Source organism: Chryseobacterium jejuense (genome assembly GCF_017877355.1).
Classification (GTDB): domain Bacteria; phylum Bacteroidota; class Bacteroidia; order Flavobacteriales; family Weeksellaceae; genus Chryseobacterium; species Chryseobacterium jejuense_A.
On the sequence record NZ_JAGIPR010000005.1, the window covers coordinates 276,935 to 294,421 of the forward strand.

Below are 17,487 nucleotides of genomic sequence, written 5' to 3' on the forward strand. Positions count from 1 at the left end.
CTAAACTTTAAAAAATATCAACATGAAATTCCAATTTAGCCTGAAATATCTTCTGATCTCCATTTTTATTTTCCTTATTGAGGTGCTGATCGCTACGAAACTGAAGGAGATTTTCTTTGTAAGAGCTTATCTTGGAGATGTTATTGTTGTCATACTTCTCTGTACCTTAGTAAAAAGCTTCTTCAGGGTAAACAATGAAAAACTTATTTTGGGAATTTTAGTCTTCTCCTGCTTTATAGAAGTTGCTCAGTATTTCAATATTGCAGAAAAACTAGGCTTCCGTCCTGGAAGCCTGATGTATATTGTGATTGGAAACTCTTTCTCGTGGATTGATATTCTGTGCTATGCCGTAGGTTGTTTATTACTCTATCTGTTTGTAAAGGTGACAAAAGAGGAAAGTTTAACCTCAACATCTAATTCCTAGCCCCTAACCCCGGCTATCTTCCAAAGCTGTCATACTTATCTTCAGCATATTTAATGAATCGGTTCAGTAGGGCTACATTATCCTTTTCCATAGGAGAAAGATCGTTATCTACATTATTGGAAACTGGAATATACCAATTTGTTTGCTCGAAAAAGTCTCGGTACGTTTCTTTTTTAAAGGAATAGCCATGTCTTGCAAATACTGAGTTTTTGATAATCTCCATATCCAGTTTTCTTAAATTCTTAAGGTCTTTTTCGTTGAGCTTTTGCTTAGAAGCGTTCAGTTTAAAGATTGCATCAGAAGCCACCCGGTTTTTGGATGTAGTGTAGCTTTCCGTTTTTCCATCGTCATCCGTATACTTCTCAACAAAATCTTTAGGATTGTTCCAGTCTACCAGATTGGAATCCGGATCAAGCATAAAGTTAGGGTTATAAACAAAGTCTTTTTTGATGAGTTTAAGAGATTTTAGAGGGGCTTTTACTGCTTTTTTATTAAAGGCATTCCATTTTCCGGTTAAACTGTCTCCGCTCAGCTTCACTTCAAATCTGCCATCTGTTTTATCGTTTCCGGGTTCATCCAGAACAAAAGACTTTGAGGTCTCATTAAAAACGCCTCTTACGGGACGTTGATTTCCGTTTACAATGCTTTGGCCATAAACACTGTCTTTGGTAATTCTGTTGATTTTTATAGAGATTTTTTTGTAGACATTCTCATCATATTCAGAGCCGTCTACATCATCAACTATTTTTTCCATGCCTGCAAAATCACCTGTGTAAACGCCATAATATTCTTTATGAACTTCAGGTATAACAACAGAATCTTTTTTTGCGGTTAGGGAATCTTTGTTTGATTCATTCGTTTTTCCGTCTTTTTTACAACTTAGCAGGGAAATTGTAAGCAGTGACATCAGTGTGTAATGTAAAGTTTTCATATCTGTTTTTTTGTAATTAAGTATTCAATGATAAGGATGTTGGGAATCCAGCCCAGCCATGCAATGATTTGGTAAACGTCCATAGGATTGGGATGAAATAAATATACAATAATAACTTTCCACATTCGCAATGTGATGGCTGATAATGTAAAAGCAAAACTCCGCCACATCCATTGCTTGTGCTCTTTAAATTTTTTTTGCCTGGCTAGCTGATAAGCTTTGAAAGTAGAAAACCACCATAAAAAGCCCAGCATAACAAATGAAACCTTTGAAAATAGACCTCCGTTGGCAAAAAATCCCATATAAAGACCTGAAGGTGCAGCCAAAAGTAAAATGAGAAAAATATATACCTTCCCTATATTTCTGTGGAAGTTTTTCAGCCTGAAGTCTTTCCGGATGATGGCTAGAAACCCTGAAAGAAGGACAAAAATACTGGTGTACACATGAGTGTAGAAAAAGTAGAGATATTCCGGCCTGTCTTCCACTTCAGTCTGTTTAATCATCAGGAAACTGATGTTGGGATCCAAGGGAATATACTCCATCGTTATTTTGAGCATCAGCCAAAAGAAATATACAAATCCTATAATGAGAAGGATTTTAACCAACGTGATATTTCTTTTGACTGATAGCATTTTGTTAATTAAAGTTGACAACCACGGGAACTCTATACCACGTTTCTACAGGAGTACCATTTTGTTCTCCGGGAATCCATTTTGTTTTCATAGATTTCAGTACTCTTTCCACTTCACTATTTAGATCTTGATTGTCTCCGGTTACTTCCACCTTTGCTATTTTACCATCAAGGCCTACTATGAATTTAGCATTGGACCGTATTTGTCCACTTCTCGCTCCTCTTATACGGCCTGTTTTAATTTCTTTGGAAATATCTTTTATTAACGTTCCAATTCCTCCAGGATATTCCGCGGCTTTACGTTCTTTTTTTTCCTGGAAAATACCGTGGGTAGGGAGAGGATCTTTTATTTTTATCTGAGAAAAAGCATAGGAGGATCCTAAAAGTAAGACTAATAATGATAATTTTTTCATAAAATAGATGCTGTTGATTAAAAAAATAAATCTACAATAATTAAGAGTGCCAAAAATATTTTAGCGATTCATTGTCATCGGAATTTGGTATGTTGATTTAATTGATTGCCCGTTTTTAGTTGCAGGTATCCATTTTGTCTTTAAAGATTTCATAACACGATCCATTTCTTTATTTAGAGTCCTACTATTTCCTGTTGTTGAAATAGAACTTATGCTTCCATCAGGGTTGACATCAAATTTTGTCATTGATTTGAATATTCCTGATGAATATTCAAATTTTGAAGAATCAAATAATTGGCTAATATCCTTTCTAAGGGCATTCATTCCACCAGGATAGTCAGCAGGAGTATCTGGAGTTTCACCTGGTTTAGATTCACTTTGATAGATTTCTGCTGATGGGTTAGGGCTTTGTTGATTTTCTTTTTGTCCAGTTTGAGAAAAAGCAAATTGAGCTGTAAATAGTAAAATTAGTAGTATTAGTTTTTTCATGGATTATAGTTTTTTATATTCTACAAGTTATTCAAATTCTGTGCAATCAGCCAGCCTTCACTCCAGCATGCCTGAAAATTAAAACCTCCTGTCACTGCATCTATGTTTAAAACCTCTCCGGCAATATAAAAATCAGGAAGGACTTTTGAGGACATGTTTTTGAAGTTAATTTCCTTTAAATCAATACCCCCTGCTGTTACGAACTCATCTTTAAATGTAGATTTTCCTGTCACCTGAAGCTTTTTCTTACAAAGGTTTTCAAGAATTTTTTGCATTTCTTTTCCTGAAATATTGGCAACCTGTTTGTTGAGGTCTACTTTTGAAATGTCCAGAATTTTCTGCCAGAACCTGTTCGTAATATCAAAGATTTTCGATTGGCCGATGGTCTTTTTAGGATTGCTTTGTTTGAATTTGTTGAAAATTTCTTCTGCATCTTCCAGTTCTATGGAAACAAAATTCACTTCAATTTCAAAATTGTATTTAAGTTTCGCAAGACTGATGGCTTCCCATGCTGAAATTTTCAGAACAGCAGGTCCGGAAAGTCCCCAATGAGTAATCAAAAGCGGCCCACTTTCCTCAGTTTTTAATTTAGGAATTGAAATCCCGGCATTTTCAAAACTGGTTCCCGGAAGATCTTTTAAAAGATCATCTTTAATATTAAACGTAAAAAGAGAAGGAACAAGGTCTATAATCTTATGTCCCAGATTTTCAATAATTTTCAACGATTTTGGAGAGCTTCCGGTAGTATAGACAATATAATCTGCCTCAAAATCCCCGGAATTGGTTTTTACAAGATATTTTTCATCCTGTTTTTCAATCTCTTTTACACTGCATTTTGTTTGTACCACCACGTTTTTCTTCTGAACCTCATTCAAAAAAGTGTTGATGATGGTTTGTGAAGAATTACTTTCAGGGAAAGTCCTGTTGTCATTTTCTATTTTCAATGGAACATTACGTTGATCGAACCATTCCATTGTGTCTCCCGGCTGGAATTTGGTGAAGACACTCAATAATTCCTTGTTTCCACGGGGATAGAATTGCACCAGCTCTCTTGGATCAAAGCAGGCGTGGGTAACATTGCATCGTCCGCCTCCGGAAATTTTAACTTTCTGAAGGACATCCGAGTTCTGTTCTAAAATCGTAATTTTGTATTTCTTTTCGTCAAGGTTGGATGCGCAGAAAAAGCCTGCAGCACCGCCTCCGATAATAATGATCTGTTTCATGTATGTGTAATCCTATGCTGAAGATTATTTTTTCAAAAGTACAATTTTTATAAACCATCTTATTTGAGTATTTTTGAAGATTATAATTTTAATTATACCCAAAACGATTTCAGTATGATTTTCTACCATAAATTTGAAGTGCGTTGGAGCGATCTTGATGCCAACAAACACTTAGCCAATTCATCATATGTACAATATTGTGCGCAAGCCAGAATGGCTTTTATGACCAAGGAAAAAATGGGGGTTACCCAATTAAGCAGATGGGGAATAGGTCCTGTTATTCTGCACGAAAGATATTCTTTCTTTAAAGAGATCTATGCAGATCAGATTGTGATTGTAAGTGTAGAAATTGACGGATGTTCTGATGATTCCTCTATCTACCGTTTCGTTCACAAATTCTATACTCCGGATGGTGTTCATTGTGCTACTTCTGAAGCAACAGGAGTTTGGATCGATATGATGCTGAGAAAAATGACCACTCCACCAGATGATGTAGTGGAAGCCATGAATAAATACAAAAGCCCGGAAACAGTGGTGTTATCAAAAGAAGACTTTAAAAAGCTTCCTTTCCATCCACACAATATTGATCCGGCAGAAATTAATATATAAATGATGGATGATGATTGATGTTCTGAGTAGTGTTAGAAATAAGGGTATCAATTATCACCTATCAGTTATCATTGATAAATAAAATTTTATGTTTGAAGATAAATCACAGGAGCTGACGCCCATTTCAAAATTAGGAGAATTCGGTCTTATTAAGCATTTGACTGAGCATTTTCCTCTATCCAATGAATCTTCGGAGCTTGGAGTAGGAGATGATGCGGCAGTGATTAATCCTGACAATAAAAAAGTAGTTCTTACCACAGATGTTCTGGCAGAAGGAGTACACTTTAATCTAGGCTATGTTCCGTTGAAGCATTTAGGCTATAAAGCGGTGGTCGTAAATCTAAGTGATATTGCAGCCATGAATGCTGTTCCTACACAAATTTTGGTTTCTTTAGCAGTTTCCAACCGTTTTCCGGTAGAAGCTTTGGAAGAAATTTATGCAGGAATTCAGGCTGCATGTACAAGATATAAAGTAGACCTGATTGGTGGAGACACCACAAGTTCTAACTCAGGCTTAGTAATGAGCATTACGGCTGTAGGGATTGAAGCTGATGAAAATATAGTCAAAAGAAGTGGTGCAAAACCCAATGATCTTCTTGTAGTAACAGGAGATTTAGGAGGAGCATATATGGGACTACAGGTTCTGGAAAGAGAACATGCTGTTTATCTTGCTGATCCGAATATGCAGCCGGAAATGGAAGGTTACGATTATATCCTGGAAAGACAGCTGAAACCGGAAGCAAGAACAGACGTTAAAAAGATTTTGGAGGAGCTGGATATTAAACCAACTTCCATGATTGATATTTCAGACGGTCTGGCTTCTGAAATTCTTCACCTTTCCGATCAGTCTAAGGTAGGATTCAGGCTATATGAAGAAAAGGTACCTATGGACAATCTTACCATTTCTACTGCGGATGAAATGAACTTAAACCCTGTAATGACAGCCTTAAGCGGTGGTGAAGACTATGAATTACTGTTCACAATTTCACCAAATGATTTTGATAAAATTAAAAATCATCCTGACTTTACCATTATAGGACATGCAGTTGAGAAAGAAGAAGGAAACTTTATGGTAGCAAGAGGTTCAAACCAGTTGGTAGCTCTTACTGCTCAGGGATGGGATGCCTTTTTAGGAAGCCAGAACGGATAAGATTTAATTTAATTTTAAATATTGTAGAAAACCGCAGCACTTTTTTTGCTGTGGTTTTTGTTTGTAATCTAATTATTTTTAAAATGCAGTGATGAATATACCAGAAAAAGAAATCCCGGTTCACCATCTTACTTCTGAAGAATTTCAAATGAGTACGTTGAGTGCAGCCGGTCCGGAGAATTTCCATGACGTACACCGGCACAACTTTTTTGAAATTATCTGGTTCAGAGAAGTGTATGAATACAGCCGTTTAGAATTGGATTTTGAAAGCCACAAGCTTGAGAACAATCAAATCTGTATTATAGCACCGGGACAGGCTTTCAATATGAAAATAGAAGGAGAGGAAGGATATGCAATGGCGATAAGCCGGGAAATTTTCAACGAAGCCTGTGATATAGAATCGGTACTCACGGGAGGAGAACTTCCGTTTTTTTTAGATCCTAAAAATGAAAAAACCTGCAGTACCATCCTATCATTAATTGAGCAAGAATATAAAGCAACAGCAAGAACTGAACTCTTAAAGGCATATCTGAAAGCATTTTGTATTATCATTGGAGAACAGATTAAACCTCAGGGGCCATTACTGAATGACCGTCAACGAGTTCAGGAACTGGTGGGACTCATTGAGAAGCACTATATAGTACAGAAAGAAACAAGCTTCTACGCTGAAAAGTTAAAGATAAGTACCCATCACCTTAATGATATTGTACGCCTTTTGAGGGGAACAACAGTAAAAAAAATGATTTTCCAACGTCTGATTCTGGAAGCCAAAAGAGAACTTAGCTTTGGAGCACTCACGGTAAAGGAGATTGCTTTCAAACTCGGCTTTAACGATGCTTCATATTTTTCCAGGTTTTTCAAGAAACATACCGGGCAAACCCCTGATTGTTTTAAGAATAATGAAAAAAGATAATCTTCAATATTTACAATCAAGATAGATTTAAATTGACCTTTTTTATTTGTATTCTTATTTAAATCTTCAATTTGTCCTATACTTCCTTCAGTTCTTTTATTGTAATCTGATGCTTTTTAAGGCAATTTTGCACCCTGAAAAAAATCGCCTGTGAAGGCTTACAATTTATGAAGAAGTTAAGTATTGTAGTGTTTATTTTAGCGCTACTCAACACGTTGGAATCTCTAAGTATAGATCTTTATCTTCCTGCTTTTCCGAGCATGGCTGAAATTTTTAAAACCGATATCGGGCACATCCAGATCTCTATCTCAGTTTTCTTTGCCGGATTTGCTTTCGGACAATTATTATGGGGACCTTTATCAGACAAGACAGGTCGTAAACCTATGCTGTATTGCGGTCTTCTCCTTTTTATCATAGGAGCAACGGCTATCTATTTTACCTCAGATATTCATGTTTTATGGGCGATGCGTTTCTTACAGGCATTTGGAGGAAGTGCAGGGATTGTAATAGGAAGAGCCATTATTATTGATCTTTATGATAAGCAGAAATCCGTAACCATTTTCGCACAGCAATCACAGATCAGTGGTATTGCGCCTATTGTAGCGCCTTTGATGGGAAGCATATTTCTGAAATATTGGGGTTGGAACAGTTCATTTGCTTTTCTGTGTATTATGGGACTGATTACATTCTTCATGGTATACAAATACGTTCCGGAAACCAATACGAGAATCAGTCAGCCCGATACTGTACCAATGGATGAAAAAGGATTAAAGGATCAACTGAAAATGATTATTTCCAACAAGGAATTCATCAACAGTACAATGGTTGGAAGTATTGCATTTGCCTCTTTGATTATCTACATTTCAAATGCTCCGTTCTTATTTATGGAAATTCATGGGTTTTCCAGTGAGACTTTCAGTTTTATATTTGCATTCAATTCATTAGCTTTAATTACAGCAGCTTATATTACGCCGAGACTAATCAGGAGAATAAGCAATTCAGCTCTTTTATTTGCTGCAACTTTAATGCTGTTAATAGTATGTACCCTTCATGTTTTTATAGCCGCGGGAAACCTTTCTATGGTATTAGAAATAGCCATGCTGTATTTATCATTGCTGGCCATCGGAATTCTGTTTCCTATTACCTCGGCTCATGCTTTATCTCCTTTTAAAGAAGGAAGAGGTACAGCTGCAGCACTATTGGGATTCATGCAGTTGATGGTAACCTTTTTAATATCAGGATTACTAGGTTTCTTAGAAGCAGATTCCATTATGCCTATGGTGGTGACCCGTTCCGGAATGGCTTTGGTGGCTGTATGGTTTGGATATCAGATCTTTAAGTGCAGAAAACCTGTACTGCAGGAATCTGTTGTGTAAATTGTAAGGAAGCCAGAAACTGGAGAAGGGAAGTTCTTAAAAGTTGAGGAACAAATAATGCTTAAAATTGTTAACCTAAGTATTATCTAAACTATAAGTTATTAAAACAGTCTAATAGTAACTTCCATCTCCCAGCCTCCATCTTCCATCTACTTTATCCTTCCATTGTTTCTATTGGTCATACCATTCGGACACTTAATCAAGTAATTTTTGTAAAAAATAATCAAAAGGTTCTCTTTGCATAAAATTTAGAATATGAAAAGAAACCTTTTGACGGCTTTTTGCTGTCTGCTGCCGTTAGGATATTGGGTAAACGCCCAAACGGGAATCTCTGCTGAACTTAAAACAGAGTATATTCCGGCCTCTAATTATATCCGTCCGGAAGACAGTACAAAAACCAATTCCAAAAGTGATTTTAAAAGAGTAGACCTTACGCTGAGTATTCCATTATCTGTAAAAAAAGATAAAGAAGGTAAGGTAAAAGCATGGTCTATGCTACTGAGCGGCTCCTATGCAAAAATGTCACACAAAAATTATGAAACTCCGTTATTTCCGGATCAGATGCTGAATGCTCAGGTTGGATTGCAGCATGTAAGACCTTTAGGGAAGAAATGGAGTATGATGATGATGGCTTCAGTTGGAGTATATACTGACATGGAAAAGGTAAGTTTTGATGATGTTCTGGGACAAGGAGGGGTTGTATTTATCAGACATTTTAACCCTAATCTCGCTTTGGGGGTCGGGCCGGTGCTTACGACAGCATTTGGGACTCCAATGGTTCTGCCATGGATCTATTTCGATTGGAAAACCAAAGGAAAGGTTAAGTTCAGAATTAATTTCCCAGAAGGTGCTGAAGCCGGATATCAGTTTTCAGATACTTTTACTTTAAAAGCTGTGGTTAACCTTAGTGGAATGACCGTAGAAAGAAACAAGGATGGGAAATCTATTATGTTTGGTTATCAGCAGATCACAGCGGGCCTTAAGCCGGAAATAAAGATCAGTGATAAGCTGAGCTTAGGGATCACAGGAGGATCAACCCTGGTGAGAAGTTTCACAGAAAGTGAGCGAAAGATTAAAAGCATTTTTAAAGAGAAAAAAATTGCAGATCCTAAGTTTTCCAGTACATTCTATGCCGCTGTATCCTTACGCTGGAATCTACCCTAAAATATGAGAAAAGAAGCCGGAATATATTTATTTGATCTATTTTTTAACTTGAATAATTCCCCCAACACCTTCCGGCTTCTTTCTTTTATTTACTAATTAACTTCTTATAAACTACCTGATTAAGCAATTCCTCTTTTCGGGTACGGGAAATAGGAAGCTCGGTTTTATTGATAAACAGTCTTCCGCCAGAGATCATATCAATATGGATGATATTAATTAAGAATGATTTATGAATCCTGAAAAAATGCTCGGAAGGCAACGATTCTTCAATCGCTTTCATAGTCTGATGAATAACCAGCGATTTATCCTTAAAATGCAGCTTGGTATAGTTCTGCATACTTTCAATATATAAAATATCCACCCAGGAAACTTTGATGAAGGAATCGGATTGTCTTACATACAGAAAAGGATCATCCAAAGGGGTGTTTTTCTTTAATTTTTCATTGATGATAAACTGTTGCTGCGCTTTATTTACCGCCTGATAAAAACGGTTAAAGGCAATAGGTTTTAAAAGATAATCCACCACCTGAAGACGGAATCCTTCCAGTGCATATTCAGAATAGGCTGTTGTAAAGATGCATAAAGGTGGATTTTCAAGCTGTTCCAGAAAATCAATACCATTCAGATAGGGCATGTTAATATCCAGGAAAAGAAGATCTATTTCGCTTTCCTTTACTTTAGCATCTGCTTCCAGAGCTGTAGCGCAGGTTCCTTCCACAGATAAAAAATCAATCTGGTCTGCCAATTCCTTAAGGTGGAATCTTGCCAGAGGTTCATCATCTACGATCAGACATTTCATTTTGGGAATATTATTGATCATTTTCAGATAGTTTTAAGGTTAAAGTTACTTTATAAACAAGATTATCAGACTCAATTTTAAGATCATAAGCATTGGGATACTGCAATTTCAGACGTTTCTGTACGTTTTGCAGCCCAATACCTCCGTCTTTCTTTTTATGAACAGCCATTTCCGAGTATGAATTTTCAACATAAAAGAAAAGGTTATTATTTTCTTCCTTACAAAAGATTTTCACGTAACCAGTTTGCCCCGGAAGCCTACAGACATATTTGAAGGCATTTTCAATAAAAGGAACGAGTAACAGAGGAGCAATGGAAGCCTTTGTGTTATTGATTTTGAGAGTTGCATCTACATTAAGCTCATTTCCCCATCTTAGTTTTTCTACCTCAACCAGATTTTGGAGATATTCAATCTCTTTGTCAAGAGGAACAAGGTTTTGATTGCAATGATAGAGCTGGTATCGTAAAATATCTGAAAATTTCATTAATAAAAAATCAGCAAGTTCTGTATCTGTTTTCATGAGAATATGAATGTGATTCAGAATATTAAATACTACATGTGGATTAATCTGGTCCTGAAGCAGTTTGAGCTGGTTTTCCAGATGGGCTTGCTGAAGGAGGATATGATCCCGTTCTATTCTTTTATGTTCAAGATAGAACTTAATACCACAGGCAGCTCCGCTTATCATAAAAGCAGCAGGAAGAGCCATATAAAACCCCTGCCATAAAATGGGTAAATGATCGTAGACATTGGTAGGTAAGTCAACTTTAGGAGCCACCTGAAGATAGGTGAAAATAAAAGAATAAATAATACTCAGAATTAAAACGTTCACTGTGGCCTGTATCAGGAAGGTCTTCATTCTTTTTGTCCTTAAAGCCTTGGGAAGAAGATTATGGGTCAGGTGATACGTAAAAATAACAGAACTTATTACAATGGCTATGGTCTGAAGCAGAGCAATAAACCGATCTGTATTTGCCTGAAAATTAATCCATATGGCAACAGCAAAAACACACCAGAAGATGAGAGAGAATATGTATTCTTTGAAAACAAAGGGTTTAGTCATAGGAGAAGTCTGAAGAGAGTTTATAAAAAATTAGAAACTGCAGATTCACAGTTTCTAATCAGTCAAAGATAATTCAAGTTTTTAGAATAAGAAATAACCGATTCCAAGACTAAAGCTGTGAGGTTTCGATTTAAACTCCTTACTGATGTTGGAAAGCCCGTGTTCATACCTAAGATCTATCGTGAAGTTTTTATAATCTAATCCTATTCCTCCAGTAACTCCGATATTGGACTTATCAAACTTATTAAAACCTTCCTGTAGTGATTCGGGAATTGATAACTTGTTGTTAAAAGCATAGCTGTACACGCCACCAGCAAATGCTCTTACATTGAAATCATCGGTTTTAATGAATTTGTATCCTATCACTACAGGAATATCAATTGCATTCCATGTTAGTTTTGCAGAATTCCCGCCATTTGCTTCGTAGGATGTTTTTCTTTTGTTGAATAGTGTTTCTCCTTGTACATACAGGCTTCCAATATCCAGTCTTGCCATTACCCCTGCCTGATAGCCGAAGCCGTATTTCCCTTCCAAGGAAGAAGATTCCGTTGAGGTTTTTGTAAAATTTGTTCCGCCTTTGATTCCAAAGTGGATAGCTGTTGTCTGCTGAGCCTGTGTTTCCATAGAGCATGTCATGCATAGTAATAATGAGCAGAATGCTAAAAATTGTTGTTTCATAAGTTGATTACTGTTATAAATTTGATGCAAAGCAAAGAATCCTGAAGGACGATGGGAATTTTATTTGATGAGTGGCAGAGATGCTTTGACGAGAATACGGTTTTGGATGAAAAAAAAACGGAAGCCATTATGGCTTCCGATAAATTGTTTTTCGATTTAAGTTTAATAAGGCTGTTCTGTACAGTCGTTCGGAGGAATACATCCGCCGCCAGTGCCACCGCCGCCACCGCCAACAGCAATGCATTGTCCCGGACTTCCGTCTTCATACATTTCACAAGCTTTCCCCCAGGCACACTGGCAGTCATTCTGGCAATTATAAGAATCTCCTCCCATATGACAGTTGTCTGTTCCGTTTCCAAGAATCGTTGAAAGATCCTTTCTCAAAAGTTTTTTCATTTGTTTCATAGTTTAGTCTGGTATTAAATGTTATCGTTTAGGATTGTGCATGCTTTGTAAATATAATAAAATAGTCTTAAATAATTGTAAATGAGTTGTATGTAAAAGATTTCTATGTAAAAAGAGAAAAAATAATAACTTTAAACCTTAAAAACAGCAATATGAAAGAAAAGAAAAATTTCCTAAGTACTTTTATTGTAATAGCATTGGTTATTTCAGGTTATCTAGGATTAAAAGTCTTTCAGAAATATAGTTTTAATAAGGAATATGAGAGCACATATAATGGAATTGTCACTAAACAGAAGCAAGGTTCCAGAGGATTTTATGATTTATATTTGTCTAATGAAAGTATTATCTATTTAGCTTTCTATGATGGATGGGATAGAGAAACATCATTAGTAGGTGATTCATTAAGTAAGGATAAAAATTCGAGAGAGATAAGAGTATTTAAAAAAGATAAAAGTGCTCAATATCAATATTATAAATCTATGGATATGATTTCTGATTGAAAGATAAGTCTACTTTTTTCACAGTGAGTTTATTTTTCATAAGATCATGTTCAAGAGTTAATTTTCAGTATTGTTTGTGTTTTGTTTCTTGATTCATCTTTGCAATTCAGGAAATGAGAAAAAGAAAACCCGCCATTATAGCGGGTTGTTTGTATTATTTTTTAAAACTTAATGCTAAGGGGAGGGAAACTGTAGATGAGACCGGTTTCCCATTAGTTTCTGCAGGTTTCCACTTTCCTTTTTCTCTGATACGATAAAAGGCAGCTTCAATAAATGAATTTACATCTTCATTATTTCCTTTGGCCTGAGCATTAAGAGCATTCCCTTTAGAGTCTACTACAAAGTTTAATGTTGCTTTATAAGAATCCGAAGCATAGTTTAAGAAAACAAGATCAACGGCATCATACAATGACTTTTGAAAAGCTGTTTTTCCAGCTTCATATTCCGCTTCTTTCGTCAATTTAGTTTTTACAGGCGGATCATTGACTAATATTTTCTTATCGTCTTCAGAAATTTTCTCAAGCGCATTTTTATAAGATGTTATTTTGTCTTCCGTAAGAAGCCACTCTAGCTTAGTTCGCAGATCGTTAGGCTTAGGGTATTTGTTGTACAATGCCGTTTTCTTTCTTTCATATTTGGAATCAGCCTTCTGAAATGCAGATACCTGAGCACTTCCGAAAGCAAATGATACTATGAAGGCTAATGCTAAGAGTCTTTTCATCTTATTAAGCTTTTACAATATTAATAATCACTTCTGTAGCTTTCTCCATGCTTTCCAGCGCTACATATTCGTATGGCCCGTGGAAGTTGATTCCTCCTGCGAAGATATTAGGACAAGGAAGGCCCATATAAGAAAGCTGAGCACCATCTGTACCCCCTCTGATCGCTTTGATCTTAGGTTCAATTCCTGCTTCAGTCATTGCTTTTGCAGCAAGATCTACGATGTGCATTTTGCCTTCAAACTGCTGCTTCATGTTTCTGTATTGTTCTTTAATCTCTACTTCAGCAGTTCCTTCACCATGTTTTTGGTTGAATTCAGCCACTTTTTCTTCCATGAATTTTTTTCTTGCTTCAAATTTATCAGCATCGTGGTCACGGATGATGTATTGAAGTTTTGCTTCAGAAATATCAGCTGTAATGTCCATTAAATGATAGAATCCTTCAAAACCCTTAGTGGTTGCAGGAGTTTCATTAGCCGGTAAGATTTGAGCGAACTCAGCAGCCAATAAAGCAGCGTTAATCATTTTACCATAAGCATATCCCGGGTGTACACTTAATCCATGGATTTTGACAACAGCACCAGCAGCGTTAAAGTTCTCGTATTCAAGTTCTCCAACTTCGCCACCATCCATTGTATAAGCCCATTCAGCACCAAACTTAGCAACATCAAACTTGTGTGCACCTCTTCCGATTTCTTCATCAGGGGTAAATCCTACAGCAATTCTTCCGTGCTTAATTTCAGGGTGAGCGATAAGATATTCAGCAGCCGTTACAATTTCTGCGCAACCTGCTTTATCATCAGCTCCAAGAAGGGTAGTTCCGTCCGTAGTAATTAGGGTCTGACCGATATATTTTTTTAAACTTTCAAATCTTGAAGGAGATAAAGTGAATCCCGTAGTCTGGTTTAATAGAAGGTCATTTCCGTCATAATTTTCCCAAACCTGAGGTTTTACATTTTCTCCGCTGAAGTCAGGTGATGTATCATAATGTGAAATGAATCCGATGGTTGGTCTGTCATCATTTTCAAGGTTAGAAGGAACATAGCCCATAATATAACCGTGCTCATCAATTGAAACATTTTCTAAACCGATTGTTTTCAGTTCTTCGGTAATGTAATTAGCAATATCCCACTGGCGCTCAGTAGAAGGAGTAGCTTCACTTTCTGCATCACTCGTTGAATATATTTTTACATAACTAAGAAAACGGTTCAGTAATTTCTCTTTCCATAAAGGATTGAATTCTATTGTACTCATCAGATTTATCATAAATTTTAACAAAGTTAGCAAATTTGATGCTCAGAATACATTATTTGCAGGTGAATATCAGTGATTGAAATTATAAATCAGATATAAAACTTTGAAAATCAAAATAATGTTAGATTTGTATGTAGAGTATACTAAGTAGTTTAGTTTTATTATATTTGAGAAAATCAAAAAGTAAAAATGTTTCTTACCGAATGTCCTAGAGATGCAATGCAGGGATGGGGAGAGTTTATCCCTACTGATAAAAAGATAGATTATATCAACTCCTTAATGGATGTTGGGTTCGATGTGTTGGATTGCCTGAGCTTTGTTTCTCCAAAAGCAATTCCCCAGATGGCTGACTCTGATGAGGTGGCTGAGAATATTGATAAGTCCCGTTCCAAGACCAAGGTTTCCGCTATTATTGGAAACTATAGGGGTGCTGAAAAAGCATTAAGACATCAGTCTGTGGATATTCTGGGATTCCCTTTCTCTATTTCTGAAACATTTCAGCATAGAAATACTAATAAGAGTCAGGAAGAGGCTTTTGATGAGATCATTAAAATGCTGGAATTGGTAAAAGGTGAAGGAAAGCAACTGAATATTTATTTCTCTATGGCCTTTGGAAATCCATATGGAGAAATGTGGAAGTGGGAAGATGTAGACCAGTGGGCCCAAAGATTTTCGGATATCGGGGTGAAAGACATCCTACTTTCTGATACAACCGGAGTGGCAACACCCGAAACCATTACACTTCTATTTGAAAAAATTCCTTCAAAATATCCTGAAATTAATTTCGGGGGACACTTTCATAATCGTTATGAAGAATCTTATTCAAAACTGAAAGCAGCTTATGACAAAGGATGCAGAAGATTTGATAGCGCTATCAAAGGAATTGGTGGATGCCCTATGGCTAAAGATGATCTGGTAGGAAATATGCCTACAGAACAGGTCATCAACTTCATGAGTGTTGAAAAAGCAGAGCATAAGCTGAATCTTTTAAATTTTGAAAGTTCTTACAATAAGGCTAAGGATATTTTTCATTTTTAAGACCAAGAAAATCATTTAAATTATATAGAATCACTGTCCGGACTGGATGGTGATTCTTCGTCTTCATAACGGGGATTTTTCATATCATCCAGCTCTTCTGTTGTATATTGATGGAACTCTTCAAAATTTGTGGTTTTTGAAATGTACAGAATAACACTTTTACGATATTTAAATTTGATGATAAGCCCATCTTCAGGAGCTGGTTGCAGTTGCTCAGTATCCATGAAGATCTTGCTTTCTTTTTTAAACGAATTGATAACCGGAAGTTCCCCATCATATCTTTTTTTGTACAGGACGTCTCCATTGCTGGAAATGATGAATAAAATACTGCTGCTAGAGTCTTCATTTTCCACTAAAAAGGCAAGATCTGCCTTGCCTGTTTCACTTTTCCCGGTAAAATTACCAAAGGCAAATACTTTGGGTGCCCTGTCTTTAATATTTGTTAGATGGAATCTCTCAGAGCGGTCTTCGGAATCGTAAAATTTATTGTTGATGAATGCCTGAACGATTCCTCTTCTGTATTCCTCAGGAATTTCATTATATTCATGTATTTTAAACGTGATGGTTTCCAGATAATCAAAATTCTCAATAATGATGGCTGGGCTGGCGTAATCTGTTTGTGGAGCATCTTCCGGAGTAAAATAACGCTGCCAGTTATATAAAAATGAGAAAGCTATCAAGAGAAGTACTGCTACCGCAGATAATATGATCCATTTTTTATTTGATTTTTTAGGGAGTTCCGGATTAGAATTCATATTTGTATTTTTTAATTACTTAAATTTATACAAAAATAATTCTCAGGGAAACAATTTTTAACCTGAATCATAACTTAATTACCTATTATGAAAACCCATCCGATTACGAAGAATATTGATGTTTTCCAGAATACGATTGTTTTAGATGCCAGAACTGGAAAAGATGCAAAGCAAAACTACTTAGAAAAACATATTAAAGGGGCAAGGTTCATTGATCTGGATAAAGATCTTGCTGAAATAGGAGAAAATGCCGCCTTTGGCGGAAGACACCCGCTTCCAGCCCCGGAAAAATTCACCGAAACGCTTTCCAATCTTGGGATTGCTGAAAATTCCCATATTGTTGTTTATGACGATAAGAATGGTTCAAATGCAGCAGCCAGAGCATGGTGGATGTTAAGATCTTTTGGATTTGAAAACGTGCAGGTTCTTGATGGCGGAATACAGGCTGCGGAAAAGAATAATATGGAATTTTCATCAGGAGAAGAGGTCTTTGAAAAAGCTCCACTGATTAAAAAAGAAAATTGGGATCTACCTGTTTCAAATCTGGAAGAGGTTGAAAATGAATTGAAAAGCAATTCTTCTACAGTCATTGATGTAAGAGATGCTTATCGATACAGAGGAGAATCTGAACCTATTGATCTGGTTGCCGGGCATATTCCTGGTGCCATCAATATTCCTTTTTCTGAAAACCTGGATGAAAACGGATTGTTCCTGAGTCCTGAAATTTTAAAAGAAAAATATATCCAATTATTACAAAATAAACCTGAAACCCTCATTATTCACTGTGGGTCAGGAGTTACGGCATGTCATACCATCTTAGCATTGGCTCATGCAGGATTTAAAATTCCAAATCTTTATGTAGGTTCATGGAGTGAATGGAGCAGGAGAGAAGGCAAAGAAGTAGCGAAAGAATTGTAAGAATAGCCTCAGGCTGGGGTTTCAATGATAGAAAA

General features: G+C 36.4%; 21 protein-coding genes. 9 read left to right on the forward strand and 12 right to left on the reverse strand.

Annotation, left to right across the window (positions count from 1 at the left end):
* The first annotated feature begins 22 nt into the window (after positions 1 to 22).
* Positions 23 to 424, forward strand: coding sequence for a DUF2809 domain-containing protein (locus tag J2772_RS12370; RefSeq protein ID WP_209917059.1), 402 nt, complete (start codon positions 23 to 25; stop codon positions 422 to 424).
* A 13-nt stretch (positions 425 to 437) separates the two neighbouring features.
* Here the strand turns inward: J2772_RS12370 and J2772_RS12375 are convergent, their stop codons facing one another.
* From J2772_RS12375 to J2772_RS12395, 5 genes are read right to left on the reverse strand one after another with little or no spacing between them, the layout of a single operon-like run.
* The gene (locus tag J2772_RS12375) at positions 438 to 1,355 is read right to left on the reverse strand and encodes a YARHG domain-containing protein (protein WP_209917061.1); all 918 of its coding nucleotides are present in this window, start codon (positions 1,353 to 1,355) and stop codon (positions 438 to 440) included.
* Positions 1,352 to 1,987 carry a DUF2306 domain-containing protein gene (locus tag J2772_RS12380; protein ID WP_209917063.1) on the reverse strand — a complete coding sequence of 212 codons (636 nt, stop codon included), beginning with the start codon at positions 1,985 to 1,987 and terminating at the stop codon, positions 1,352 to 1,354. Before J2772_RS12380 ends, J2772_RS12375 begins: the two co-directional genes overlap by 4 nt.
* 4 nt (positions 1,988 to 1,991) lie before the next feature.
* The gene (locus tag J2772_RS12385; protein ID WP_209917065.1) at positions 1,992 to 2,399 is read right to left on the reverse strand and encodes an energy transducer TonB; all 408 of its coding nucleotides are present in this window, start codon (positions 2,397 to 2,399) and stop codon (positions 1,992 to 1,994) included.
* A gap of 60 nt (positions 2,400 to 2,459) precedes the next feature.
* Positions 2,460 to 2,888, reverse strand: a complete 429-nt coding sequence (locus J2772_RS12390) for a hypothetical protein (protein ID WP_209917066.1) — start codon at positions 2,886 to 2,888, stop codon at positions 2,460 to 2,462.
* Positions 2,889 to 2,908: 20 nt separating this feature from the next.
* Positions 2,909 to 4,111 carry an NAD(P)/FAD-dependent oxidoreductase gene (locus tag J2772_RS12395; protein WP_209917068.1) on the reverse strand — a complete coding sequence of 401 codons (1,203 nt, stop codon included), beginning with the start codon at positions 4,109 to 4,111 and terminating at the stop codon, positions 2,909 to 2,911.
* Positions 4,112 to 4,225: 114 nt separating this feature from the next.
* Here J2772_RS12395 and J2772_RS12400 point away from each other — a divergent pair, with 114 nt between their 5' ends.
* From J2772_RS12400 to J2772_RS12420, 5 genes are all read left to right on the forward strand, one after another.
* Entirely contained in the window at positions 4,226 to 4,720 is a 495-nt protein-coding gene (locus tag J2772_RS12400) for an acyl-CoA thioesterase (RefSeq protein ID WP_209917333.1), read from the forward strand.
* An 88-nt stretch (positions 4,721 to 4,808) separates the two neighbouring features.
* Positions 4,809 to 5,870, forward strand: coding sequence for a thiamine-phosphate kinase (gene thiL, locus J2772_RS12405; protein ID WP_209917070.1), 1,062 nt, complete (start codon positions 4,809 to 4,811; stop codon positions 5,868 to 5,870).
* A 91-nt stretch (positions 5,871 to 5,961) separates the two neighbouring features.
* Positions 5,962 to 6,783, forward strand: coding sequence for a helix-turn-helix domain-containing protein (locus J2772_RS12410; RefSeq protein ID WP_209917072.1), 822 nt, complete (start codon positions 5,962 to 5,964; stop codon positions 6,781 to 6,783).
* Between the two features lie 167 nt (positions 6,784 to 6,950).
* Positions 6,951 to 8,159, forward strand: coding sequence for a multidrug effflux MFS transporter (locus J2772_RS12415; protein ID WP_209917074.1), 1,209 nt, complete (start codon positions 6,951 to 6,953; stop codon positions 8,157 to 8,159).
* A gap of 255 nt (positions 8,160 to 8,414) precedes the next feature.
* Positions 8,415 to 9,323 (forward strand): DUF6268 family outer membrane beta-barrel protein, encoded by a 909-nt coding sequence (locus J2772_RS12420; RefSeq protein WP_209917076.1) that lies wholly within the window; start codon positions 8,415 to 8,417, stop codon positions 9,321 to 9,323.
* 85 nt (positions 9,324 to 9,408) lie between these two features.
* Here J2772_RS12420 and J2772_RS12425 read toward each other — a convergent pair whose 3' ends face one another.
* The 4 genes from J2772_RS12425 to J2772_RS12440 form a co-directional block, all read right to left on the reverse strand.
* Positions 9,409 to 10,143, reverse strand: a complete 735-nt coding sequence (locus J2772_RS12425) for a LytR/AlgR family response regulator transcription factor (RefSeq protein ID WP_209917077.1) — start codon at positions 10,141 to 10,143, stop codon at positions 9,409 to 9,411.
* A complete protein-coding gene (locus J2772_RS12430) occupies positions 10,133 to 11,185 on the reverse strand; it encodes a sensor histidine kinase (RefSeq protein ID WP_209917079.1) in 1,053 nt (350 codons plus the stop codon). The genes J2772_RS12425 and J2772_RS12430 overlap by 11 nt, the downstream gene beginning before the upstream one ends.
* Positions 11,186 to 11,266: 81 nt before the next feature.
* Positions 11,267 to 11,863: a porin family protein gene (locus tag J2772_RS12435; RefSeq protein WP_209917081.1), complete on the reverse strand. Its 597-nt coding sequence runs from the start codon at positions 11,861 to 11,863 to the stop codon at positions 11,267 to 11,269.
* Between the two features lie 162 nt (positions 11,864 to 12,025).
* On the reverse strand, positions 12,026 to 12,259 hold the full coding sequence (locus J2772_RS12440; protein ID WP_209917083.1) for a hypothetical protein: 234 nt from the start codon (positions 12,257 to 12,259) through the stop codon (positions 12,026 to 12,028).
* 161 nt (positions 12,260 to 12,420) lie between these two features.
* Here J2772_RS12440 and J2772_RS12445 point away from each other — a divergent pair, with 161 nt between their 5' ends.
* Positions 12,421 to 12,768 carry a hypothetical protein gene (locus tag J2772_RS12445; protein ID WP_209917085.1) on the forward strand — a complete coding sequence of 116 codons (348 nt, stop codon included), beginning with the start codon at positions 12,421 to 12,423 and terminating at the stop codon, positions 12,766 to 12,768.
* 154 nt (positions 12,769 to 12,922) lie between these two features.
* Here J2772_RS12445 and J2772_RS12450 read toward each other — a convergent pair whose 3' ends face one another.
* Both J2772_RS12450 and pepT read right to left on the reverse strand, forming a co-directional pair.
* Positions 12,923 to 13,489 (reverse strand): hypothetical protein, encoded by a 567-nt coding sequence (locus J2772_RS12450; RefSeq protein WP_209917087.1) that lies wholly within the window; start codon positions 13,487 to 13,489, stop codon positions 12,923 to 12,925.
* Positions 13,490 to 13,493: 4 nt separating this feature from the next.
* On the reverse strand, positions 13,494 to 14,741 hold the full coding sequence (pepT, locus tag J2772_RS12455; protein WP_209917088.1) for a peptidase T: 1,248 nt from the start codon (positions 14,739 to 14,741) through the stop codon (positions 13,494 to 13,496).
* A 189-nt stretch (positions 14,742 to 14,930) separates the two neighbouring features.
* Between pepT and J2772_RS12460 the strand changes: the two genes are divergently transcribed.
* Positions 14,931 to 15,779, forward strand: coding sequence for a hydroxymethylglutaryl-CoA lyase (locus tag J2772_RS12460; RefSeq protein ID WP_209917090.1), 849 nt, complete (start codon positions 14,931 to 14,933; stop codon positions 15,777 to 15,779).
* A 20-nt stretch (positions 15,780 to 15,799) separates the two neighbouring features.
* On the opposite strand, the gene J2772_RS12465 is transcribed toward J2772_RS12460, so the two are convergent.
* Complete coding sequence (locus J2772_RS12465) at positions 15,800 to 16,534, reverse strand: hypothetical protein (RefSeq protein ID WP_209917093.1); 735 nt, start codon at positions 16,532 to 16,534, stop codon at positions 15,800 to 15,802.
* An 87-nt stretch (positions 16,535 to 16,621) separates the two neighbouring features.
* On the opposite strand from J2772_RS12465, the gene J2772_RS12470 reads away from it, so the two are divergent.
* Entirely contained in the window at positions 16,622 to 17,452 is an 831-nt protein-coding gene (locus J2772_RS12470; protein ID WP_209917095.1) for a sulfurtransferase, read from the forward strand.
* The last annotated feature ends 35 nt before the right edge of the window (positions 17,453 to 17,487 follow it).